This window comes from Microlunatus panaciterrae (assembly GCF_016907535.1).
GTDB classification, from domain to species: Bacteria; Actinomycetota; Actinomycetes; order Propionibacteriales; family Propionibacteriaceae; genus Microlunatus; species Microlunatus panaciterrae.
In genome coordinates this window covers 1-22169 of record NZ_JAFBCF010000001.1, presented here as the reverse complement: position 1 = coordinate 22169, position 22169 = coordinate 1, and the positions used below count along the sequence as shown (strand labels likewise).

Annotated in this window: 25 protein-coding genes, 4 tRNA genes and 1 pseudogene; 8 read left to right on the top strand and 22 right to left on the bottom strand. The window is 67.5% G+C overall.

Annotated features, from left to right (window positions below):
- Positions 1 to 173: 173 nt before the first annotated feature.
- The 11 genes from JOE57_RS00145 to JOE57_RS00095 form a co-directional block, all read right to left on the bottom strand.
- Positions 174 to 506, bottom strand: a complete 333-nt coding sequence (locus JOE57_RS00145) for a DUF1290 domain-containing protein (protein ID WP_204915838.1) — start codon at positions 504 to 506, stop codon at positions 174 to 176.
- On the bottom strand, positions 503 to 1360 hold the full coding sequence (locus JOE57_RS00140; protein WP_204915837.1) for a DUF881 domain-containing protein: 858 nt from the start codon (positions 1358 to 1360) through the stop codon (positions 503 to 505). Before JOE57_RS00140 ends, JOE57_RS00145 begins: the two co-directional genes overlap by 4 nt.
- On the bottom strand, positions 1357 to 1986 hold the full coding sequence (gene clsA, locus JOE57_RS00135; RefSeq protein ID WP_204920099.1) for a cardiolipin synthase ClsA: 630 nt from the start codon (positions 1984 to 1986) through the stop codon (positions 1357 to 1359). The genes JOE57_RS00140 and clsA overlap by 4 nt, the downstream gene beginning before the upstream one ends.
- Complete coding sequence (locus tag JOE57_RS00130; protein WP_204915836.1) at positions 1983 to 2573, bottom strand: hypothetical protein; 591 nt, start codon at positions 2571 to 2573, stop codon at positions 1983 to 1985. The genes clsA and JOE57_RS00130 overlap by 4 nt, the downstream gene beginning before the upstream one ends.
- Positions 2560 to 3750 carry a glycosyltransferase family 4 protein gene (locus tag JOE57_RS00125; protein WP_204915835.1) on the bottom strand — a complete coding sequence of 397 codons (1191 nt, stop codon included), beginning with the start codon at positions 3748 to 3750 and terminating at the stop codon, positions 2560 to 2562. Before JOE57_RS00125 ends, JOE57_RS00130 begins: the two co-directional genes overlap by 14 nt.
- Positions 3747 to 4682 (bottom strand): phosphatidylinositol mannoside acyltransferase, encoded by a 936-nt coding sequence (locus JOE57_RS00120; protein ID WP_204915834.1) that lies wholly within the window; start codon positions 4680 to 4682, stop codon positions 3747 to 3749. The genes JOE57_RS00125 and JOE57_RS00120 overlap by 4 nt, the downstream gene beginning before the upstream one ends.
- Complete coding sequence (pgsA, locus tag JOE57_RS00115; protein WP_204915832.1) at positions 4666 to 5286, bottom strand: phosphatidylinositol phosphate synthase; 621 nt, start codon at positions 5284 to 5286, stop codon at positions 4666 to 4668. Before pgsA ends, JOE57_RS00120 begins: the two co-directional genes overlap by 17 nt.
- Before the next feature lie 22 nt (positions 5287 to 5308).
- Positions 5309 to 5818 (bottom strand): HIT family protein, encoded by a 510-nt coding sequence (locus JOE57_RS00110; RefSeq protein ID WP_338041072.1) that lies wholly within the window; start codon positions 5816 to 5818, stop codon positions 5309 to 5311.
- A 146-nt stretch (positions 5819 to 5964) separates the two neighbouring features.
- Positions 5965 to 7971: a threonine--tRNA ligase gene (gene thrS, locus JOE57_RS00105; protein WP_338041070.1), complete on the bottom strand. Its 2007-nt coding sequence runs from the start codon at positions 7969 to 7971 to the stop codon at positions 5965 to 5967.
- Between the two features lie 78 nt (positions 7972 to 8049).
- Positions 8050 to 8124, bottom strand: a tRNA-Val gene (locus JOE57_RS00100).
- A 144-nt stretch (positions 8125 to 8268) separates the two neighbouring features.
- A complete protein-coding gene (locus tag JOE57_RS00095; RefSeq protein WP_204915829.1) occupies positions 8269 to 9132 on the bottom strand; it encodes an aminotransferase class IV in 864 nt (287 codons plus the stop codon).
- A gap of 192 nt (positions 9133 to 9324) precedes the next feature.
- On the opposite strand from JOE57_RS00095, the gene JOE57_RS00090 reads away from it, so the two are divergent.
- From JOE57_RS00090 to JOE57_RS00070, 5 genes are all read left to right on the top strand, one after another.
- Positions 9325 to 9397: transfer RNA gene (locus tag JOE57_RS00090), tRNA-Gly, on the top strand.
- A 47-nt stretch (positions 9398 to 9444) separates the two neighbouring features.
- Positions 9445 to 9515 (top strand) — tRNA-Cys (locus tag JOE57_RS00085).
- A gap of 1 nt (position 9516) precedes the next feature.
- Positions 9517 to 9591, top strand: a tRNA-Val gene (locus JOE57_RS00080).
- 227 nt (positions 9592 to 9818) lie between these two features.
- Complete coding sequence (locus JOE57_RS00075; RefSeq protein WP_204915827.1) at positions 9819 to 10319, top strand: P-loop nucleotide/nucleoside kinase family protein; 501 nt, start codon at positions 9819 to 9821, stop codon at positions 10317 to 10319.
- Positions 10320 to 10586: 267 nt separating this feature from the next.
- Positions 10587 to 12182 (top strand): xylulokinase, encoded by a 1596-nt coding sequence (locus tag JOE57_RS00070; protein WP_239578790.1) that lies wholly within the window; start codon positions 10587 to 10589, stop codon positions 12180 to 12182.
- Positions 12183 to 12207: 25 nt separating this feature from the next.
- On the opposite strand, the gene JOE57_RS00065 is transcribed toward JOE57_RS00070, so the two are convergent.
- Entirely contained in the window at positions 12208 to 12798 is a 591-nt protein-coding gene (locus JOE57_RS00065) for a carboxymuconolactone decarboxylase family protein (protein WP_204915825.1), read from the bottom strand.
- A gap of 229 nt (positions 12799 to 13027) precedes the next feature.
- On the opposite strand from JOE57_RS00065, the gene JOE57_RS18840 reads away from it, so the two are divergent.
- A complete protein-coding gene (locus tag JOE57_RS18840) occupies positions 13028 to 13468 on the top strand; it encodes an aldo/keto reductase (protein WP_275588283.1) in 441 nt (146 codons plus the stop codon).
- Positions 13453 to 13911 carry an aldo/keto reductase gene (locus tag JOE57_RS18835; RefSeq protein WP_275588282.1) on the top strand — a complete coding sequence of 153 codons (459 nt, stop codon included), beginning with the start codon at positions 13453 to 13455 and terminating at the stop codon, positions 13909 to 13911. Before JOE57_RS18840 ends, JOE57_RS18835 begins: the two co-directional genes overlap by 16 nt.
- A 31-nt stretch (positions 13912 to 13942) precedes the next feature.
- Here the strand turns inward: JOE57_RS18835 and JOE57_RS00055 are convergent, their stop codons facing one another.
- From JOE57_RS00055 to JOE57_RS00020, 8 genes are all read right to left on the bottom strand, one after another.
- A complete protein-coding gene (locus JOE57_RS00055) occupies positions 13943 to 14638 on the bottom strand; it encodes an alpha/beta fold hydrolase (protein ID WP_204915822.1) in 696 nt (231 codons plus the stop codon).
- Between the two features lie 101 nt (positions 14639 to 14739).
- On the bottom strand, positions 14740 to 15894 hold the full coding sequence (locus JOE57_RS00050; RefSeq protein WP_204915820.1) for a JmjC domain-containing protein: 1155 nt from the start codon (positions 15892 to 15894) through the stop codon (positions 14740 to 14742).
- A gap of 69 nt (positions 15895 to 15963) precedes the next feature.
- A complete protein-coding gene (locus JOE57_RS00045) occupies positions 15964 to 16419 on the bottom strand; it encodes a hypothetical protein (RefSeq protein WP_204915818.1) in 456 nt (151 codons plus the stop codon).
- The gene (locus JOE57_RS00040) at positions 16412 to 17410 is read right to left on the bottom strand and encodes a phosphotransferase (protein ID WP_204915816.1); all 999 of its coding nucleotides are present in this window, start codon (positions 17408 to 17410) and stop codon (positions 16412 to 16414) included. Before JOE57_RS00040 ends, JOE57_RS00045 begins: the two co-directional genes overlap by 8 nt.
- A 57-nt stretch (positions 17411 to 17467) precedes the next feature.
- Entirely contained in the window at positions 17468 to 17758 is a 291-nt protein-coding gene (locus tag JOE57_RS00035) for a DUF1905 domain-containing protein (protein WP_204915814.1), read from the bottom strand.
- Positions 17759 to 17761: 3 nt separating this feature from the next.
- Entirely contained in the window at positions 17762 to 18538 is a 777-nt protein-coding gene (locus tag JOE57_RS00030) for a DinB family protein (RefSeq protein WP_204915812.1), read from the bottom strand.
- Positions 18539 to 18659: 121 nt separating this feature from the next.
- A complete protein-coding gene (locus JOE57_RS00025) occupies positions 18660 to 19157 on the bottom strand; it encodes a hypothetical protein (protein ID WP_204915810.1) in 498 nt (165 codons plus the stop codon).
- A gap of 85 nt (positions 19158 to 19242) precedes the next feature.
- Positions 19243 to 19740 (bottom strand): DinB family protein, encoded by a 498-nt coding sequence (locus JOE57_RS00020; protein ID WP_204915807.1) that lies wholly within the window; start codon positions 19738 to 19740, stop codon positions 19243 to 19245.
- A 357-nt stretch (positions 19741 to 20097) separates the two neighbouring features.
- Between JOE57_RS00020 and JOE57_RS00015 the strand changes: the two genes are divergently transcribed.
- Entirely contained in the window at positions 20098 to 20688 is a 591-nt protein-coding gene (locus JOE57_RS00015) for a hypothetical protein (RefSeq protein WP_204915805.1), read from the top strand.
- A gap of 15 nt (positions 20689 to 20703) precedes the next feature.
- On the opposite strand, the gene JOE57_RS00010 is transcribed toward JOE57_RS00015, so the two are convergent.
- Together JOE57_RS00010 and JOE57_RS00005 are read right to left on the bottom strand one after the other, a co-directional pair.
- Complete coding sequence (locus JOE57_RS00010) at positions 20704 to 21975, bottom strand: amidase (RefSeq protein WP_204915803.1); 1272 nt, start codon at positions 21973 to 21975, stop codon at positions 20704 to 20706.
- Positions 21969 to 22169 (bottom strand): annotated as a pseudogene (locus tag JOE57_RS00005) (hypothetical protein); the annotation flags it as partial. The gene JOE57_RS00010 and the pseudogene JOE57_RS00005, both read right to left, overlap by 7 nt.

Below are 22169 nucleotides of genomic sequence, written 5' to 3'. Positions count from 1 at the left end.
CGCCTCTCAGGTCAGCATGGCGCGGAGCGCCTCTCAGGTCAGCATGGCGCGGAGCGCCTCTCAGGTCAGCATGGCGCGGAGCGCCTCTCAGGTCAGCATGGCGCGGAGCGCCTCTCAGGTCAGCATGGCGCGGAGCGCCTGACAGGTCAGCATGGCGCGGAGCGCCTCTCAGCTCAGGCATGGAAGAGGGCCCGACGGATAGCGGCTGCGTTGGTGAAGATGCGGATGCCCAGCACCACGACCACGCCGGTCGACAGCTGCGAGCCGACGCCGATCTGGTCGCCGACGTAGACGATCGCTGCGGCGATCAGCACGTTGGAGATGAACGACACGACGAACACCTTGTCGGTGAAGTTGCCCTCCAGGTACGCCCGGAAAGCCCCGAAGAGGGCGTCCATGGCGGCCACGATCGCAATCGGCAGATAGGGCTGGAGCCCCTGCGGGATCGTCGGTTCCAGCAGCAATCCCAACACGATGCCGACGATCAGCCCGAGCAGCGGAATCACGAGCCGGCCTTCCGCGCATAGCGCAGCACCATGCCCGGGTCCGCCGGGAGGGTGAGCTCTTTCACGTCGGTGATCTCATGCCTCATCTGATAGTTCTGCTCCAACAGGTTCCACCATGCGCCTCCGGAAGACTCTACATAGTCGGCCTGAAGCGTCTTCGGATCCCCGATCGCCTCGATCCGATAGGGCCGGGTCAGTGACCGGTAGTCCACGGTGATCGCGTCGCCGGCACCACGGATGGCGGTGAGGTTGGAGATTCTGTGACCGTTGATGGCCACCGCCTCCGCACCGGCGATCCACAGCCCGTTGACGAGGATCTGCAGGTCGGTGTCAGCGACCCTGGCCCGGTCGTTGCCCTGGTCCGGGCCGTCGTCGACGACGATCGCCAGACCTGGCCCGGTCACCGCAACGCTGCCCACGCTCGGCTCGAGCACGTTGATCCGGCCCTCCAGCTCACGAGAGGCGCTGTCGTTGCCCAGAGCCGAGCCCCGCAGCCGGGTGATGTCATTGGACAGCGCGGTGACCTTGGCTCGGAGCGTGTCCTGTTCGGTCTCCGCGTTGCGGATTCTGCTGATCAGCTCCTGCCGCTCGCCGGCGATCACGGGGGCGGATCGCGTGGTCTGCAGGGCCGAGACCGCGAACATGGCGCCGATCACCACAGCGATGATCGCCAGTGGCCAGCGCAGCCGGGGCGGTGGAGCCCCTTGGGCCGCCACCCGGGCGTAGTCGGGGTCCAGCGGCTGACGCATGATCTGGTTCAGCAGGTCCATGCTGGCGTCCGGCCGCCGGCCCTGCTGCTGAGGCGTCGCGGACTGGTCCGCCCGCACCGGCGACTTCGTCTTCGACGAGCTCATCGCGCCTCGAGGCGGTGCTGGGGATGCCTCTCCACCCGGGGCAGGGTGCGGACGAGGGTGTACGTCTGGCGGATGTAGAGGCAGCCGGCCCACCAGTAGAGCCCAGTCCCCCAGATGGCGAACGCCCAGCCGAGCACCCGAGCGGCCATGGCGAAGGTCGAGTCGCCGGCGCCGAGCAGCACCAGCGGGAACGCGTACAGCAGGTTGAAGGTGGCGGCCTTGCCGAGGAAGTGCACCGGCAGGGACGAGTAGCCGCGAGTCTCCAGGATCGGCACCAGCAGGGCGATCACGACATCGCGCGCCACCAGGATGATCACCAGCCACCATGGGATGATCTCGCGTACGGCCAGCCCGATCAGGGTGGCGAGGATGTAGAAGCGGTCGGCGACGGGGTCCAGCATCTGGCCGAGCCGTGACCGCTGGTTCCACCGCCGGGCGAGGAAACCGTCGAGCCAGTCGGTGAAGCCGGCCACGATCAGCACCAGGACCGCGATCACATCAGCATGCGGCCCGAGGACCAGCCAGAGCAGCAGCGGTACGCCGGCGAGCCTGAGCATGCTCAGCACGTTCGGCAGCGTCCAGACCCGATCGGTGTCATAGCTGGGGCCTGGTGAGGCTGCAGTCATCTCGCCGGTCGGTTCCACCGCTCCAGCCTAGGCCCTTCCTGCACCGACGGGCTCGGCTGCCGACCGGTGGAAGGGTCGATAGAGGCGGCCGGAGCCGGCGCCGACGGCAGGTCCGCCATCTCGAATGGATCCGGCTCGGAGGCATGGCCGCTCAGCCGGAACAGAGCCACCGTCCGGCGTCGGCGCAGCGCGCGGGCGGTGGCGACAGCGTCGTTGTGGATCCGTCGGGCGATGGTCACGTTTTCGACCGCGCGGTCCAGGCCGGGCAGCGCGGCAGCGGCCAGCACCTGGCTGAGGGTGCTCTCGGCCGCCTCGCGGGTGTCTCGACGGTCGGCTTCGAGCGCGCCCACGGCCGCGTCGCAGACCAGCAGCGTGCTGGCCGGGTCGATCTCGGGGGCGGTTGCCGCCTCGATCGAACGCTGGGCGCGGCGCACCAGCGCCGCGTCAAGCACCGCCCAGGTCCGCTCGGTCCGGGCATGGGCGCGGTCGAGCCGGGTCGCCAGCCACGACAACCGCCATCCCAGTGCGAGCAGCACCAGGACGACGGCACCGAGGATCTCAAGGGGATTGAGCTCAGGCGGATTCATCGTGCCGTCCCGTCATGCGGCGGCGTGCGGCCGTCGGCGCCGCTGTCCTCAGGGCCGGCTGGGCCGCCGCGCGAACCGTCTCGTAGACCCGGAGGATCTCCGCACCGACAACGCTCCAGTCGTAGCGCCGGCTGGCCTGCCGGGCGCGGATCGCGGTGGCTCTGCGGGTCTCACCGTCCGCCGGCGCCAGCACCGTCGCCACGGCGTCCGCCAGTGCCGCCGGGTCGCCCGTCCGGAAGGTCACCCCCAGTGGAGGTCCGTGCTGTCGCCCCGACTGCAGCAGGTCCACGAACGCCGGGAGGTCGGAGGCCACCACCGGCGCACCCGCGGCCATCGCCTCCAGCAGGACGATGCCGAAGCTCTCCCGGGCGGTGTGCGGGGCCACGAAGACGTCCGACGTGGTCAGCAGGTCAACCCTGTCAACGTCGCTGACGGCGCCGACCGATCGGCAGCCGGCCGGCAGGGTGCGACCACCCTGGCCGGCGACCACAACCTCCAGGGTGGGTATCCGGAACAGCAGCTCCGGCAGTGCCTCCAGCAGGACGTCGAGCCCCTTGCGCGGCTCGTCCAACCGGCCCAGGAACGACAACCGGGGATGCTCACCCCCGCGCCACGGTCCGGCGGGCTCGGGCCGGGCGAAGTCGTCGAAGAAGAACCCGTTCGGGACCACCAGGGCGTCACGGCCGAGGTGCTGCACGACCACCCTGCGGGCCGCCTCGGAGACGGCGATCCCGGCGTCGATCTTCTCGATCGCCGGGCGCAACGCGCTGCGGGCCAGCTGCATCGACCGGGACCGGGGTGTGGCGGTGTGAAAGGTCGCCACCACTGGCACATCACTGGCCCACAGCGTCAGCACCGAGATGCTCGGCGTGATCGGCTCATGGATGTGCACCAGGTCGAAGTCGCCGCGCAGCAGCCACCGCTGCACCCTCGCCGCGCTCAACGGCCCGAAGTTCACCCGGGCAATCGAGCCGTTGTAGGGCACCGGCACGGTGGCCCCTGCCGAGGTGAATCGGGCCGGATCCAGCTGGGCTGCGGCGGCCGGGCTACATTCCCCGGGCGCCAGGACGTACGGATCGTGCCCGGCCGCGGTGAGAAAGTCGGCCAGCCCGAGCACGTGGTTCTGGACTCCGCCCGGGGAGTCGAAGGAGTAGGGACAGACCAGACCGACCCTCATGGTGCCACGGTCCCCTCTCCTGTCGAGGCCACTCCCCGCGCTCCATCGTGCGTGTGGGGCTTGCGCGGTTCAACGCGGCGCCGCTCGAAGAACGGCTGCATCATGTGCCAGTCGGCCGGTCGCTCGGCAATCCGGGCCGCAAAGAAGTCAGCGACCTGCTGGGTCATCTCCACCAGGCCTGTCCGGCCCGGCCGCGGCTGGACCGGTGGACCGAAGATGATCTTCATTCCGGCGGTGGTGAACTGGCAGACGGCTGGCACCAGGGCCGCGCCGGTGCGTCGAGCGACCATGGCCGGACCGGCCGGCATCGTGATCATGGTGTCCCCCCACCGGACCGGCACGCCACTGCCGGTCAGGTCCCGGTCGGCCACCAGGCAGACCAGCCGACCGTCATTGATGGCCGAGCCGAGCTTGGCGATCACCGCCGGATCGGTGTTGGCCAGCACCTCCATCCCGAGCCGACGGCGGAAGTTGGTGAACGCGTTGAACTCCGAGTCCGCGAGTCGTTCAGCCACGGTGGTGACCGGCATGCCGGTCAGGCACGCCCAGGCGCCGGCGAGGTCCCAGTTGCCGCTGTGCGGCAGGGCCACCACCGCCCCCTGGGTCTGGTAGGCGGTTCGCAGCGGCTGCTCCGCCGAGGTGGTCACCCGTCGCCGGATCTCGGCCGGTCCCCATCCTGGCAGCGCCAGCATCTCGATCAGGTTGCGCAGATAGGAGCTGACCGCGTCACGGACCAGCGCGTCGGTGGCCGGAGCGCCGGCAGCCACGGTGAGGTTGTGCCGGAGTTGGCGCAGGTGAGGGCCGTTCTGCCAGGTGGCCAGCCGGGCGCCGGCGTTCATGATCACCCTCTGGACAGGCGCCGGGACCCGGGAGCCGACCCGCCAGCCCACCTGGTAGACCGTCCTGACCAGAGCCTCACGCAGGCTCGACATGGTCCTTGCCGGTGGCCTGCCGGCGCACCTTGAGCATCCGCTGCAGCACGGTCACCGTGCTGGCCACAGCCAACAGGGTGACGGCGACCTCGATGGCGTACGGAACTCCCAGGCCACCGAGCAGCAAGCCGAGCAGGATGATCAGGATCCGGTCGGCCCGCGCCGCCAGACCCCCGTTGGCGGTGTAGCCCAGACTCTCGGCCCGCGCCTTGACGTACGGGGTCACCTGCCCCCAGACCAGGGCCCACAATGCGACCCCGGCCCACAGCACCGAGTCTCCCGGTCCGGCGAACCACAGCGCGACACCGGCGAATACCGCACCATCGCCCAGCCGGTCCAGGCTGGAGTCGAGGAAGGCACCCCAGCGACTCTGCCGACCGCTCAGCTTGGCCATCTGACCGTCGATGCTGTCGGAGATCACGAAGAGGGTGATGATCAGGGCGCCCTGCCACAGCCAGCCCTGCGGCAGGCAGATCGCAGCGGCCAGTACCACCCCGGCGGTGCCACCCAAGGTCACCAGGTCGGGTGAGATGCCCAGCCGCAGCAGGAGCTTGGCCACCGGAGTGAGCATGGCGGCCCAGGCCCCGCGGAAGCGCTCTAGCATCCGGACGGCTCCGTGCCTGGCATCAGGACTCCCGCCAGGCGTCGTGGACCAGCTGCCAGGTCTGATCGAGCAGCTGCGGGAGCGCCTTGGTCTGACCGATCACCGGCAGGAAGTTCATGTCCCCCGCCCAGCGCGGCACCACGTGCTGATGCAGGTGGGCGGCGATCCCCGCTCCGGCGACGGCGCCCTGGTTCATACCCAGGTTGAAGCCGTGCGGTCCGCTGGCACGCCGGAGCACCACCATCGCCTGCTGGGTCAGGTCGGCCACCTCGGTCGTCTCGTCCGCGGTCAGCTCCGTGTAGTCGGCCACGTGCCGGTACGGGCAGATCAGCAGGTGGCCCGGGGCGTACGGGTAGAGGTTCAGCACCGCATAGGCGTAGCGGCCTCGATGCACGATCAGGCCCTCCCGGTCGGGCAGTGCGGCGATCCGGCAGAACGGGCAGGTCTGCTCGTCATCGCCCGCCGGCTTGTTCTCGCCCTGGATGTAGACCATCCGGTGGGGGGTCCACAGCCGCTCGAACGAGTCCGGCACCCCAGCCAGCGCTCTCGGGTCCTCACCACCGATGGGCCCTTCGACAGGCTCAGGGCGCGGAGCGACAGGCTCAGGGCGCGGAGCGACAGGCTCGGGAGGCACTGTGGCGGTCTCAGGACGCGGCTGGTCGTTGGGGGACGGCACGCTCACACCTGGCGGCGGTCGTTGATCGCGTCCACGATCTCGATGATCGCCTGCTCGATCGGCACGCCGTTCTTCTGGGTCCCGTCGCGGTAACGGAACGAGACGGCGTTGGCCGCCTGGTCGTCGCCACCGGCAATCAGCATGAAGGGCACCTTCGACTTCTGGGCGGTACGGATCTTCTTCTGCATCCGATCATCGCTGGTGTCCACCTCGACCCGCACCCCGGCCTGCCGGAGCCGGTCGGCGATCCCCTGCAGGTAGGCGTCGAACTCCCCCGCCACCGGGATCCCGACCACCTGGACGGGCGCGAGCCACGGCGGGAAGACGCCGGCGTAGTGCTCGATCAGCACGCCGATGAACCGCTCGATCGAGCCGAACAGGGCCCGGTGGATCATGATCGGCCGTTTGCGTGCGCCCTCGGCCGACTGGTACTCCAGCTCGAACCGCTCCGGCAGGTTGAAGTCGAGCTGGATGGTCGACATCTGCCAGGTGCGACCGATCGCGTCCCGGGCCTGGACGGAGATCTTCGGCCCGTAGAAGGCCGCGCCTCCCGGGTCGGGCACCAGCTCGAGACCGGACTCAAGGGCCACCCGCTCCAGGGTTGCGGTGGCCTGCTCCCAGATCTCGTCCGAACCGACGAACTTGTCCGGGTTCTTGCTGGACAGCTCCAGGTAGAAATCGTCGAGCCCGTAGTCCTTCAGCAGCTGGAGCACGAAGGTGAGCAGCTTCTTCAGCTCGTCCTCGACCTGCTCCTCGGCGACGTAGATGTGCGCGTCGTCCTGGGTCATCCCACGCACCCGGGTCAGACCGTGCACCACGCCGGACTTCTCGTAGCGGTAGACCGAGCCGAACTCGAACAGCCGCAGCGGCAGCTCGCGGTAGGAGCGGCCCCGGCTCCGATAGATCAGGTTGTGCATCGGGCAGTTCATCGGCTTGACGTAATAGTCCTGGCCGGGCTTGCGGACCGTTCCGTCCTCGTTGTACTCGGCGTCGAGGTGCATCGGGGGGAACATGCCATCGGCGTACCAGTCAAGGTGACCGGAGGTCTCGAACAGGTGCCCCTTGGTGATGTGCGGGGTGTAGACGAACTCGTAGCCCGCCTCCGCGTGCCGCTGCCGGGAGTAATCCTCCATCACCTTCCGCAGCACGCCGCCCTTGGGATGGAAGACCGCCAGACCGGAGCCGAGCTCGTCGGGGAACGAGAACAGGTCGAGCTCCTGACCGAGCCGGCGGTGGTCCCGCTTGGCCGCCTCCTCGATCCGGCGCTGATAGGCCTTGAGCTCGTCACGGCTCGGCCAGGCCGTGCCGTAGATGCGCTGCAGCTGCTGGTTGCGCTGGTCACCGCGCCAGTACGCCGCCGAGGTTCGGGTCAAGGCGTAGGCGTTGATGTAACCGGTGTGCGGCACGTGCGGCCCCCGGCAGAGGTCCTTCCAGGCGACCGAGTCGTCGCGACGGAGGTTGTCATAGATGGTCAGCTCGCCAGCGCCGACCTCGACGTCGGAGCCGTCGTCGGCGTTGGCGGTGCTCTTCAGTCCGATCAGCTCAAGCTTGTGCGGCTCGGCGGCGAGCTCGGTGCGGGCCTCGTCGTCGCTGACCACCCGACGGCGGAACCGCTGCCGCTCCTTGACGATGCGCTGCATCACCTTCTCCAGCGCGGACAGGTCCTCGGGAGTGAACGGCTCAGCGACCTCGAAGTCGTAGTAGAAGCCGTCGGTCACCGGCGGTCCGATGCCGAGCTTGGCGTCGGCCTGGACGGCCTGGACCGCCTGGGCCAGTACGTGCGCGGTGGAGTGCCGCAGAATGCTCAGTCCCTCGGGCGAGCCCACCAGGACGGGCTCCACCACGTCGCCGTCCGACAGCGGCAGATGGAGGTCCCGGACCTCGGAGTTGACCCGGACGGCGACGACCGTGCGGTCGTCACCGAAGAGATCGAGACCGGTCGTGGTCGTGTCCAGCACCTGCTGTTGCGACGCGTCGGCGCGAACCAGGGTGATCGACATGCTGGACACGATGGCTTTCCTTTCCGTGCTGAAATCTGCTGGTTAGACACCGAGCCCTCGCTGCCGGATGACAACGAGGGCTCGGGCTGGTGGGCGATACTGGGTTCGAACCAGTGACCTCTTCGGTGTGAACGAAGCGCGCTACCACTGCGCCAATCGCCCCCTGCTGGGTCGCGCCGAGCACCCCGGCTGACCGTGGCCTTCGACGCGACGCCGAGCATATCCCATCTCCGGTGCGGTGGTGAATCGAGATCCTCGTCGGGATGTCGCCGCCGGCACGACACTCGCGGGCCGCGACGGCCTCTGCTAGGGCTCGAGGTCGGCGGTCGACCGTTGGGCGAAGACGTCGATCACCTGCCGCGTGACAGGGCCGATCCGGCCGAAGTCGACCGCGTCCCATCGGGCCACCGACTGCACATCGCGCAGCGAGGAACTGAGGAACACCTCGTCCGCGCTGAGTGCCTCGGCCAGCGTCACATCGGCTTCGTCGATGTCGCACCATTCGAGCAGCAGCGCCCGGGTGATGCCCGCCAGCGGCCCGGCCGAGAGCGGCGGGGTGACGATCCGCGTGCCGAAGACGCAGAAGATGTTCGAGCCGGTGCCCTCGCACAGGTGGCCCTCGGTGTTGATGAAGATGCCCTCGGAGGCGTCGCGGTCGGCGGCATAGGCCAGCCCCCGGACGTTCTCGGCGTACGAGGTGGTCTTGACTCCGGTCATGGCCCCGCGGGTGTTGCGGGTCCAGGGGGTGGTGACGATCGAGGCACCTTGGCGGGACAGGACGCGCGCGTCGGCGGCCACGATCAGTGTCGGCGGGCCGAACGCCTGCTGCGAGCCCAGCGGTCCGCGACCGCCGGTGTAGGTGATCCGGACCTTCCCCTCGGTCCAGCTGCGGCCGGCCAGCACGGCGCTGATGGCATCCCGCACCAGGTCATGATCGGGATCGGGGAGGTTCATCGCGCGCGCCGACCGGGTCAGCCGGTCCAGGTGCCGCTGAACCGAGAAGGGTCCGGCGGCCGTGACCTTGAGGGCCTCGAAGACGCCGTCACCGACGGTGACACCGTGGTCGAGGACGGACAGTGCCGGCTCGGTCGGGTCGTGCTGGATCCGGCCGTCCAGCCAGACCCGCAGCTCGTCGGTGATCGGTGCCGCGGACGTCACGGTGGTTGCCATGGGCCCATCTTGCCCCTCGCCGCCACCCCCGGATCCCCCGGCCCAGCGGATGGTCTGGGGCGGCCCGCCGGACCGGTGCGTGCGGTGACCTGGAAGCTTTTCGGGACCCGGTTTGTTGTCTGCCACAGACTCGGCTATGGTTTTCGACGCACCTGATGCAGAGGGCCGCGAGGCCCGAAGTCGACGATGCATGCGGACGTAGCTCAGCTGGTAGAGCACCACCTTGCCAAGGTGGATGTCGCGAGTTCGAATCTCGTCGTCCGCTCGGAGCGGGTTTCGCCCACACCAACTGTGGAGGGTCCCCCTTCACCAGGTGGAGTGGCCGAGAGGCGAGGCAACGGACTGCAAATCCGTGTACACGGGTTCAAATCCCGTCTCCACCTCGGGCGATTGGCGCAGCGGTAGCGCGCTTCCCTGACACGGAAGAGGTCACTGGTTCGATCCCAGTATCGCCCACCAGCACCACCCCTAGTGAGCCAGGAGTGGGAGCATTGTCACTCAACGACCACCCCCCTGCTGGTCATTTCCAGCCTGGCGGACGAACGCAAGCGCCTTCCAGAGCCCGAGCACCAGGCGTGAGCACCTGCCCACGAAGAATTGAAGGGCACGCTGGGTCCGGGGATGCCCCGAGTTCAGCACCCCCTCCCCATGGCCTTCAACTGCTCGGTTGATTTGGAGAAGTGACTATGAAGCTTGGTAACGATACTGCTCGGCGCCCGCAACTGATCATCTTTTGCGGTCTACCGGGGTCTGGCAAAACTACTCTTGCCCGACAACTGGAGCAGGAGATCGGTGCCTTCCGGCTGAATATCGACGAATGGGTCGCCGCTCTCGGTGTCGACTTCTGGGATGATGAATTTCGCCACAGGCTTGACCGCCGGCTCTATGAGTATGGCTTGAAGTTGCTCGAACTCGGACAGAGCATCATCCTAGAAGATGGAACCTGGACGCGAGCTGAACGCGACGAACTTCGAGAAGTCGCACGCAAGCTAGGTGCGACCATAGAAATACACTACTTTGATCTGTCCTTTGACGAACTATGGCGGCGGCTTGCGCTGCGAAACGCTACTGGAGCACCTGACACGGTGCCGATAACCAAAGAGATATTGGAAAAGTGCTGGCGAAGGTTCGAGCGACCAAACAAAGCAGAATTAACTCAATTCGACAGCTCCATCATACATACCTGAATTGCCAACCACACAGTACGAGGTCAGTCTTGGATGGGGCCGCCGCTAAGGCTGCAATCATCGCCGCGGTCGGAGGTCCTCTTCGGCATCCCCGGGTCGGTCTCCGGCCATCCTTCTTCTTTGCCACGCAGGCGGGCCTCTTCCGCGGCGTCGAAGTCGTGTACGGCGGTGACCACGAGGAGGCGGAGGATCGGGCCTCGGTGGGCGGGCCGACGAAGCTAGCCTGGCCCATCCCCTGGAACGGAGGCCACCTACTACCTTGTAGCCATGCCGACCGACATGCGCACAGCCATCATCGACAACCGCACCTCCCTCGGGATCGAGCTCGGGTCAACCCGGATCAAGGCGGTGCTGACTGGTCTTGACCATGCGCCCATCGCGGCGGGGAGCCACGACTGGGAGAACCAATTTGTGGATCGGCTCTGGACCTATTCCCTCGAGGCGGTGTGGGACGGGCTGCAGGAGTGCTTCGCCTCTCTTGCGGCCGACGTGCACCAGCGCTACGACGTCGAACTCACCTCGGTCGGCGCTCTCGGGGTGTCGGCGATGATGCACGGCTATCTCGCCTTCGACGCCGCCGGCGAGCTCCTCACCCCGTTCCGCACCTGGCGCAACACCAATACCGGCCCGGCCGCCGAGATCCTGAGCGAGCGGCTCGGGTACAACATTCCCCATCGCTGGAGCGTGGCGCACCTCTACCAGGCAATTCTCAACGGGGAAGACCACGTCGAGCGCATCGCCCACCTGACCACCCTGGCCGGATACGTCCACTGGCAGCTCACCGGGCAGCAGGTCATCGGAGTCGGTGACGCCAGCGGCATGTTCCCCATCGATGTGACCGCCGGCGACTACGACGCGCGCATGCTCCGTCAGTTCGAGGAGCTCGCCGCCGAGAACGGGGCCAAGCTCACCCTGTCCGAGCTGCTGCCTACCATCCGAACCGCCGGCGAAGCGGCGGGCGAGCTCACCTCGGCCGGTGCAACACTGCTGGACCCGAGCGGAAGACTCCGACCGGGCGCGGCGATGTGCCCGCCTGAGGGCGACGCCGGGACCGGCATGGTGGCCACCAACTCCGTCGCCCCTCGCACCGGCAATGTGAGCGCCGGCACCAGCATCTTCGCTATGGTCGTGCTCGAGCATCCACTCAGCCGCGCCCACAAGGAGCTCGACCTGGTCACCACCCCAGCCGGAGACCTGGTGGCGATGGTGCACTGCAACAACGGAGCCAGCGAACTGGACGCCTGGGTGGGCCTGTTCGCGGAGTTCGCAGCCGCCCTGGGCGTCGAGACCAACGGTGCCACGATCTTCGAGACCCTGTTCCGCGCCGCCTTGACGGGCGCCCCCGACTGCGGCGGTCTGGTCGCCTTCAACTACCTCTCGGGTGAGCCCATCACCGGGATGGAGGAGGGCCGGCCGCTGTTCCTGCGAGCCCCCGGCAGCGCGTTCAACCTGTCCACCTTCATGCGTACGCAGCTGTTCGCGCCACTGGCGACTCTGCGGATCGGCATGGACGTCCTCCAGAAGGCGGAGGGCGTCAAGTTGGACACCATGTTTGCCCACGGCGGCCTGTTCAAAACCAAGGGAGTCGGGCAACGGTTCCTGGCTGCCGCCATCGACACCCCCGTCTCCGTCGGCGACATCGCCTCCGAGGGGGGCGCCTGGGGCATAGCCGTCCTCGCCGCCTACCTCACCGCCCGGCAACCAGAACAGACCCTCGCCGACTTCCTGAACGACGAGGTGTTCGCCACCATCGAGTTGGAGACCGTTCAACCCGACCGGGCCGACGTCGTCGGCTTCGACGCATTCCTCCAAAGGTTCACCGCTGCCCTCCCAGTGGAGGCCGCAGCGGTGGAGCACACCTGAGGCAGCCGTAGACAGAGACCAACATTCAGCGTGCGCCTGCGGGGCGTCCGACCACCATGGTCTCGAGGATTTCCGGCGCGAACGTTGCGGCGGTCTGGGCGTCGAGCTGAGCCCCGAGTCCGTCCAGGACACGAGTGAAGAAACACCTGGCTGCCACCGCGAAGACGACATCCGCGACGTCGCGGTCACTGAGCCCCAGCTCCCGCAGTCGGTCGACGTCGCTCTGCTCGATCGACGCTGCATCCTTTGCCACCCGAGCAGCAAACTCATAGACAGCGCGATCCTGATCATTCAGGCGGCCACCACTCGGGTCCTCCGCGATAGCGATCATGGTGGGCTCGTCGCCGCATGCGTCACGCAGAAATTTCGAGTGGGCAGCGGTGCAGTACGTCGAGCGCAACGCCCGGGCGGCGCCGATAGTGGCGATCTCGAAACGGCGGCGGTCCATCCCGTCGCGCACCGTCTTGTTCAAGACACTCCAGGCCATCGCTATCTCCGGTCGGGTCGAGAAGGCGGTCGCAAAGTCGGGAAGGAAGCCCCAGACTCCCTTCTGCAGCTGGTAGAACTCGGCGAGGGGGCCCTCGGCGGCGTCCTCGGGGATCGTCTCGATGAACATGCCTCTATCTTGTCGCTCCCGCGGTGACCTGACCACAGATTCGAGCGGCTTCCCGGCCGCCGTATCTCTCCTTTGCCCGGCTCTGCGGTGTAGGCGATCAGGGTGAGATCGTCACCGACCAGCTCCGCCGACGACTGAGGCGGTTGACCTCGCACACGCAGCCCTCCCATGCCCTGACCACCGATTCACCGATCACTCGGCCCGTGCCGAGAGAAACCAGAGGTACCCGATGCCTGATGTCTCGACCATGACCCTCAACAACGGCGTGACCATGCCCGCGCTCGGACTCGGCGTGTTCCAGACCCCGCCGGAGGAAACCCGAACTGCGGTCACGGCTGCCCTGGCCGCGGGTTACCGCCATATCGACACCGCCGCCTACGGCAACGAACGGCAGGTCGGCGAGGCCGTCGCCGCCTCTGGACTGGAGAGGGCAGAGGTGTTCCTCGAGACCAAGATCTGGATCAGCGACTATGGCTATGACCAGACCGTGCACGCCTTCGACAAGAGCGCCCGGAAGCTGGGTGTCGACCAGATTGACCTGCTGATCCTGCATCAGGCGCTGCCGTCTCAGTTCGATTCGACCTTGCAGGCCTACCGGGCCGGGAGACCCTGCTCGCCCAGGGCAAGGTCCGCGCCATCGGGGTCAGCAACTTCATGGTCGACCACCTGAGCAGTCTGCTCGACCTGGCCACTGTGGTGCCCGCCGTGAACCAGATCGAGGTCCACCCCTACTTCCAGCAACGCGACGTCCAGGCGCTGAACGCTGAGCACGGCATTGTCACCCAGGCCTGGTCCCCGATCGGCGGCATCACCTTCTATCGCGATGGCCAGCACTCCAGCACCCTGCAGGACCCGGTGATCGGCGACATCGCGGCTGGTCACAACAAGACGCCGGCTCAGGTGATGCTGCGCTGGCACCTGCAGCAGGGCCGTTCGGTGATCCCGAAGTCGACCAAGCCGCAGCGGATGGCGGAGAACCTCGACGTGTTCGACTTCGATCTCACCGACACCGAACTCGGAGCGATCGATGCCCTGGACACCGGCCAGCGCGGAGGCCCCGAACCCCAGGCAATCACGCTCGAGGCGTTCGGCCGACCGATCCCCGAGCACTGACACCACCAGACCTCCGAGGAAGGGACGCGAGCTAGGCGTAGTCGCTGCAGGCCTCGCTGACCACCTCCACCCATGTTCGAGGATGAGTGGCCCAGAAGTTGTGGGGAACGCCCGGCACCCGGCTGAAGCGGCCATCCGGAACAAGCGCGGCCAGCTGCTCGAGGGGCCACGACGGCCGGATGTCCTCATCGGCGGCGATCAGGTGCATCGGGATGGTGGTGTCAGCCAACCGACGCAGCAACGACTTCTCGTGGATCCACTGCGAGAAGGACTCGTTCAGCGAGGCATGGACATCGGGGCTCCAGTCGATCACGATGTCGGCCTCGGTGTGCTTCGCGGCTTCGTACACCTGAGACCAGGTTCGGTCCTTGTGCAGGCCATGGCCGGCCACTCCGACCACTGCCTGCACGTGGTCGGGACGGTCCAAGGCGTAACGAATCCCAAGATCGGACCCCCAGGAGTGGCCGAGGACCACCCATCGTTGGATGTTGTTGATCTTGCGGACAGCTTCCAAGTCGTCGACGGCCCGGCGCAGGTCATGCGGGCCTCCGCCGGATCGCCCGACTCCTCGCGGCTCCGGATAGAAGGCGCGCGCACCCCGCGGCGCCAGCGCATCATCTTCGAGGTAGTGGACGCAGCCTGGACCACCGGACAAGACCACCACCGCCGGACCAGTGCCGGTCATGCCGACATGCAGTGGGACACCATCGTCGGCTGGAACGGTCATCGACTGCATCGGGCCATCTTCGCAGGACTGGTCCCCCAGCCGGTGGAGAACTGGTGAGAACCGGCCGCACGACTGCAGACCCCTCACTCAAGGACAGCCGGTCAGGGACACGGCACCACGAGCCCTTCCGCCAGCGCCGCTCGGGCGGTCGCCAGCCCCAGCTCGCCAGCTGTCACTGTGCCGCCGGCACAGAGTCGTTGCAGTGCTCGCAGGTCACAGTCGGTGTCGATCGACGGCCGGGCATCACGACGGATGCCATCTCGCCAGCGAATGGCCAGGTCGGGACCGGCCTCGTGAGCCAGCAGCCCTTGCGCGATTGGTCCGATGGGTTCGGGACGCATGGACCGCCCAACCTGATCACGCAAGGCCTCGCTGACTTCGTCCATTGCTGCCTCGTCGGCAACGGCGCGCAGCGCCGAGACGACCGCAGCGAAGTCATCCTTGAAGGTGGACGGGTCGCCGAAGTCGACGCCAATCGGAAGGCTGGTACGAAAGGGCTGTCGCTCGCCGGCCGAGGCGAGAATGCGCTCGACCAGGTGCCGACGGGTCCACACGTGAATGCCGACTGTCAGGTGAATGCTGATCTGGTCCAGTGCGACGGCAGCATGCAACCATCCCCGCGGCAGATAGAGCGCGTCACCTGGCTCGAGGATCGCCTCCATATGTGGCGCAGCCGACGCGGCAGCCTCGACGGCCTCACGCCGTGCCGGCCACGGTTGTTGCGGAAGCGGAGAGTCGATCACCGGCTCATGAATGATCCAACGCTTTCGTCCACAGACCTGAAGGACGAAAACGTCGTGGGTGTCGTAGTGGGCACTGAACCCCTGCGACTCTGGTGGAGTGATGTAGGCGTTCACCTGGACGGGGTGCCCCAGTTCGCCAGCCAGCCCACGCGCAAATGCTTCAAGCGGAGGATGCGTTCGGTGCAGGCCCTGCAGAACGATCGTCGCACCGCTCGCGAAGAGACCCGTCACCTTGGTGTCATCGACCTGATCGGAGATCTGAGCTCCGACGCCAGCAGGCCCGGCTATTGACCCTGGGGACAGCGCAACTCCGTCCTTGGCCGCGCGGAGGAAGGGGGTGCGAAGCCCTTGCCTGCTGAGAAGCTGGTCGGCTTGGTTGATCCCGAACAGATCCGAGTATCCGGGCGCCGGGAGCTCCGCAGCGTGCGACAGGCTCGGCCGGACACTCCACACGCTCTCCGCGAACGTCTGTCGATCCAGATGGGTGCAGCGTTCCAGAACGGTCGCGCTCACCAGACCCGGCTCCGGCATGTCGGCGGCTGTCGCGTTGTCAGCAGCGTGGATCAGGTCGGCTGCTGGTGTCTACCGCTCAGAGCCGGCATCGCCAGGGTTGGGCCCGTCGGCGCCCTCGTCCTGCCACTCACGCTGATAACCTGATGCGCCGCCCTTCTGGGCGTCGGCAGTTGGTGTGTCCTGGCTCCCGTCAAACCCGGCGTTGACCGTCTCGTCCAGGGGGCCATCCGCCATGCCGTCGCTGATCGGGCCATCTCCGCCACTGCCTGTCGGATCATCGGCCGGACCATGCAGGGTCGGTGGTGGAACCGTGGTGGGAGTGTCCATCCCGAGGGACGGACCTTCGTGTTCGGGGCCGTCGGCCGTTCCGTCCGCGTGAATGGCATCGTTGCTCATTCGGATCCTCCCGCCGATTGATCGCTTTTCACGATACGCGCGGCGCACCCCGGCGTCCATGGTGTCGATGGCCGGATCGGCCGGCGTTGACCCCAGCGGACTTCCCACCATCCTCGCGACATCACCCACGGATCCGAAGGTAGGCCTCACCGCTATCGCGCGCCAGCAACACCGGCGAATCGGGCAACGGGACGCCTTGCAGCAGGCTGACTGCGCAACGTGCGTTGTAGGCGATCACCCAGGCGGCCGCACCTGCGGCACACTGCTGCTGACGGTCGGTGAACGGCCGCGCTCGGGTGTCGTCGTAGTCGGTCAGGAAGGCAGCCGCGTCAGCAGGAGTCGGCAGGACGGCGCCGTTCGTCGAGCTGGCTGTGAAGGAGCCAGCGACCATTCCTGCGATCACGGCTTCGGTGTCGGCCACAACATCCCAGTCGAAGGTGGCTGCCAGCGCTTCGCCCTCAAATCGGAGGTTGCCCAGATACCAGTCGGCGTGCCCTACGACGATTTCGTCCGGCTCGCGCGTGGCTCTGATCTGGTGGGACGCGTCGCGAGCGAACTCATCCAGCCACTCGTATCCGTCAGGGGTCGACGTGAAATCGAAGATCGGGTCGTGAGGGGTTGGCCACGGGCCTCCCTGATAGCGACACCACGCAGGCCCCCTGCCCGCCAGGTCGATCAACTCTGGGGCTTGGCCGAGGATCTCGATGTGCTGGCTCAAGCCGTGGGCGATCCCCCGCCTGATCTTCGGCTGGCGACCATCGGCCGGACCACCTGCGGCGGTCAGAGTCTCGATACTCATCACCAGATCGCCGACCCGGTCCGGCCCGGACACGGGCTCAGGGCACGGGAAGCCCGCAGCGTTGAGCAGAAGCTGAGCACGAACCGCCGCCGACCGCGCCCGCAGGTCCACCGGCGCCCGATGTGCCTTCACCACAAGGTCGCGTCCATCGGTTGTGCGTACCGCCCAGACGGCGTCGATGCGACCCGCGCGGAACAGGACCTCGGCGACGTCACTGCCAGCCCGGCTGGCAACGTACCCGCTCACGAGCTGTGCTACCTGGTCCACATCGCTGAGGCAGAAGACGGCCCGTTCGGTTCCACTCAACACCTGCGACACCATCAGGCCAGCATAGGGAACCCGACGATCACCGCTCAGGGACGAATTCTGACCTGGCCCTCAGGTGAGGCGAACAGTCATCTCTACCTGCACCTGGTCATCTACCGAAAGGCCCTGCGGCCTGCGCACGGCATCCTTGAGCGGCAGCAGGTAACCGCCGTTCTTGGGGAACAGGGACGTGGTGAACGCGACCTCGCCGATCCGCGCTTCAACCGGGATGACGCCCCAACCGTACGTGGCGATGGCGGCCACCTCGCGAATATCGGAGGATTCCTTGTCCGGCACGGGTATGAAGTAGAAGGGCGACGGCCCGCGCCATTCGATCACTCGACCGGTGAAGACGAATTCCACGCGTCAGTTCCGGGTTTCGAGGACGGCCAGGTCACGCTCGGCGTACATGCGGTGGCACCACTCCTCGTTCAAGACCACCAGGAGGCACTCACGGACCAGAAAGGTGTCACCCTCGTCCGGCCAGCCGGGACCGACCAGCGGCTCGGTGCGGTTGTCCAGCTGTGCCTCGGTCAGGTGGTCGACCACGCCTCGCATCAGCGCCATCGCCTCATGCCTCAGAGCGAGTGCCTCCTCCAGCGAAGGGCGCGCGTCCCGGTCATTCGGGACCCCGGGCCGTGGACGCATCTGGTCCCAGGGCAGCGACAGCGGGTGCCAAGGGTGGGGGTCGCCCAGGACAGCCCGGCCGACCCACGACTCGGTGGCGAAAGCGAGATGGCGCAGGGTCTGGATGAACGACCACTCACCGTCCACCGACTCATGCAGCAGCTCGACAGGCAGCCTGCCCGCCCGCGTGACGGTCGACTCCCAGAGCTGCTCGTTCAGGTCCCACGCCTGGCGAAACCCCTCGGGGGTGGTCGGCCGGAACTTGGGCCGATCGGGGTGACGTCGATCCAACTCGGCCTCCACCAACGGCGTGACGTCGACCCCGTTGATGACGAGACCCTGGATCTCACCGTCGATCGTGGCGTCGAGGATCTCGACGCCACGCATGACGACGTGTCCAAGGCCACACGCTCGAAAGGTCGCCCCGTCGAGGTTCACCGTGGTGAAGCGAGCCCCTGCCAGGTCGGCGCCCACGAACTCCGTGCCGCGGAGATCGGTCAGGTCCATGTCGCTCATAGCCGCCAGGCTAAACCTAGCCGGGCCACCTGTTCAGGTGATGACGGAGTTCTTGCAGCACATCCGACGAAGCCCGGTTGGGACGTGCGGACCGAGTCCCACGGTGAGCAGGGATGACGGTCTAGCGCCGGCGACTCCAGACAATGTCGAGCACTTCCACCTCACCCGGCTTCGACGCGTAACCGACCGGCACCGTGACGGACCACGCCGGGAACCGGTCATCTGGATCGCGCCGCTCCCGAACGGATGGCTGCCAGCGTCGGGCGAAGACCGGCTCCTGCCACACGTCGATGGTGGGAGCGTACGCGCCGGACGGGAAGACGTCGGGCACGCGGCGAAGCTCGTCCACCAACTGGTCGTGCGCCAGCCGGTTACCGAGCTGGCGGGTGGCCGACATGTGCTCGTCCGTGGCCAGCAGACGCTCGATTCGGCTGAGCGCGGCTGACAGCCGGCACCGTTTGGACCACAGCCACAGTTTCTCCTGCTCAGGATCAACCGGCACGATCCGAGCCGCCCGCGCCGCCATCCATTCCTCGGTGCGCTCAGCCAGGCGACGGAGAGACCGCAGCATCAGCGGCCGCACAAGACATGGCAGCAGGACGAACATCAGCACGACCATCAGCCCTAAGCCGGCGTCCATGACTCACCACCTCGCTTCAAGGATGTGTCGGGCCGGCCCGGATGACAAGGCCGAGCGGCGGACGTTACTCGTTGAGCAGCTGCTCGCGCAGGATATCCGCGTGCCCGCAGTGCTGAGCGAGCTCGCGCAACATGTGGAGGTAGACCCAGCGCAGCGGCAACGGTCCACGTCTGTTCCCCCGGATGATGTCGTCCAGACCGAGCGACGACGTCGCCTGGCGCGATGCCTGGCACGCCTCGCGGTGGGCCTGCTGCACAGTGGCGATGGTGTCCTCATCGTCGAGGATGAAGGACTCGTCCGGTGTTGCGGGAATGCCGATCTCCGAACGGGGCCGGCAGGTGACGGCCTCGTCAAACCAGACCTTCTCGACGAAGGTCGCGTGCTTCACGAGTCCCAGCAACGTTGTCCTAGACGGCACCAAGGACCGACGTGCCTGCTCCTCGGTGAGCCCGTCCAGGCAACCGTTGAGTGCCCCACGGTGCTCATCGAGGAACACTTCGAACTGAACCCGAGCCGGTTGAGCGATGACCTTGTCAGAGAATGACGGCGGGAACAAAGGCATGTGCGAAGCATCCCAAGTGCGTTCCGGGTGGGGCAACCAGAGGCAGGTGCCCGGCAGGTTGTGTGAGTGCCTCGGCTGCTCCGTACCGGGGAGTCAGTGGACCCCGCAAGAAATCGACCACTCGTTGGGAAGGGTGCATCCCCGCAAGGCGGGGCCTCCTTGCCCGCGACCGATGACTGGTCGGTTTCTTGCATCCGACCTCCAGCCGGCACGGGACGGTCCTGAGAGGAGAGCGGGACCTCCGCCTCTACTCCATCCGACCCGACGGTTGGACAGTGGAATAGAGGACGAGCGCTCTGGCAGACAACGTGTCCGCAGCCTGCGCCGTCCCCGCCATAGGTGAAAGGGATGAGTGCCATGACTGGCACAGCGAAGGTCCTGAGGTGGATCGCATTCGTGTTGATGACGCTGTTCGGGTTGCTCGGCGGGCTGTTCGTCGCCGGCTACGCGTTCGAGGATCTCGACATATGGACGGCAATCGGGAGCACGGCGGCTTGGGCCGTTCCCATGATCGCGCTGAGTGCATTTGCACTCTGGCGGCCAGACCCGGCAGTTCCGGTGTTCGTTGGGCTCACGGCGATCGTCGGGGTGCTCACGCTCCTCAACACCGGCTTCAGGCTGATCAACACTAACGTGGTCGGCCCCGTGGCTGCGATCGGCGTGTTCGCTCTCGCCGTGTCGCTCGGCTTCCTCGGCCTGCACCGGGCCAGCATGGCCGGCCTGCTGATGGTGCTGCTCGCCCTCGCCCAGTTCGGGGCCACTGTGCTGGGTTTCGCGGGTGAGCTCTCCGGCGGCGAAGGGCCGAGCCTCGCGAACATGCTGACCACATCTTCCGGTGTGGTCGTCGTACCCACGCTGGTGGTCGGGACGATCTTCCTGGTCGCCGGAGGGCTCGGCCACGACTCGTTCAAGTTCTGGCGCCTGACCACCCCGCACCCGGCACACTGAGCCCACCCCAGGCGCCTAGCCGCTGAGCGCTGCCTCGACGGTGAGCGCGCCTCCGAGGAGGCTCGCGTCGTCGCCGGGGCGGCCGGCCAACTGCAGACCCAGTGGCAGCCTGCCGAGCCGGCCGGCGGGGATGGTGATCGCCGGTGCCCCGGCCACGCTGAACGGGACGTTCATCGCAGGGTTACCGGTGCTCTCCAGGCCCCTCGGTGCCGTCCCGGTCGCAGCCGGAGTCAGCCAGGCGTCGGCGTCGTGAGCGGCGAGGCTGGCCGTCAGTCTCTCAGTGAAGGCGCGCTGATACTGCCGGGCTTCGGCGTACACCTCAGCGCTCGTAGCGAGCCCGTCGAGGATCGCCTCGGCGGTCTGGGGCCGATAGAGGTCGGCGAAGGCGGAGAACCACTCGGCGTGCACCTGCGCCAGCTCATAGCGGTTGATCACCAGCAGGTGCCGGGTCAGGGCGTCGAGGTCGTCCACCGGGTCGGCCGATGACACCGAGAAGCCGGCCGCCCGCAGCCTGCCCACCTGTGCGTCGAAGGCAGAGCGGGCCACCGGGTCGGCCTGATCGAGATAGCGGCCCGTCGCGACCAGCAGCCGTGGCCGTGAGGAGAGCGGCACCTCGAGCCCCTCGAGCAGCACCTGGGCCGCCAGCACAGCGCTGGCCACGTCAGCCGTGAACACACCCAGCGTGTCCAGCGACGGCGCGTTGGCCACCACCCCGTCAACCGGCAGAGATCCGTAGGTCGGACGGAACCCCACAACCCCGCAGTACGCCGCCGGGCGGATGACCGAGCCGACGGTCTGGGTGCCGATCGCCAGCGGCACCAACCCGGCCGCGACGGCCGCGGCAGATCCACTGCTGGACCCGCCGGGGGTGTGTCGTCGATCGTGCGGATTCGTGGTCGGGCCAGGAGCGGCCACTGCGAACTCGGCGGTCACCGTCGCACCCGCGACGAGCGCCCCCCCGGCCACCAGTCGGTTCACCACGTCCGCCTGTGGCCCGGCGAACAGCTCGGGTGGCAGCTGGGATCCGGCGGTCATCGTCAGCCCGGCAACCCGGATGATGTCCTTCACGCCGACCATCGCTCCGGCCAACGGGGTGCGCGTCTGCTCGGCGGACAGCGCAGCGGCGAGACGACCACGTCGGTCGGCCTCCGGCACAAAGGCGTGCAGCGCGGGTTGTGCCGCATCGATCCTGTCGCAGGTGTCGGCGAGATGGCGTCCCAGATCCAGCGCACCAGCCCGCAGCGCCGACACGTCAGCGACCAGGGAGCGCGGCGAGGCCATCAGCATGCCGCCCTCTGGCGCACCGGCCCGGTCGACTCACCCACGGCCAGTGCGCCGGTCCGCAGGACCGGGGTGAGCGGGGCGTCCCCGTCCAGCTGGCGGAGTAGTGACGCCATGCCGAGGCGGCCGAGCTCGATGCCGGGGGCGGTCACAGTGGTCAGCGGAGGGTTGCACATGGCCGCCATGTCGACGGAGCTCAG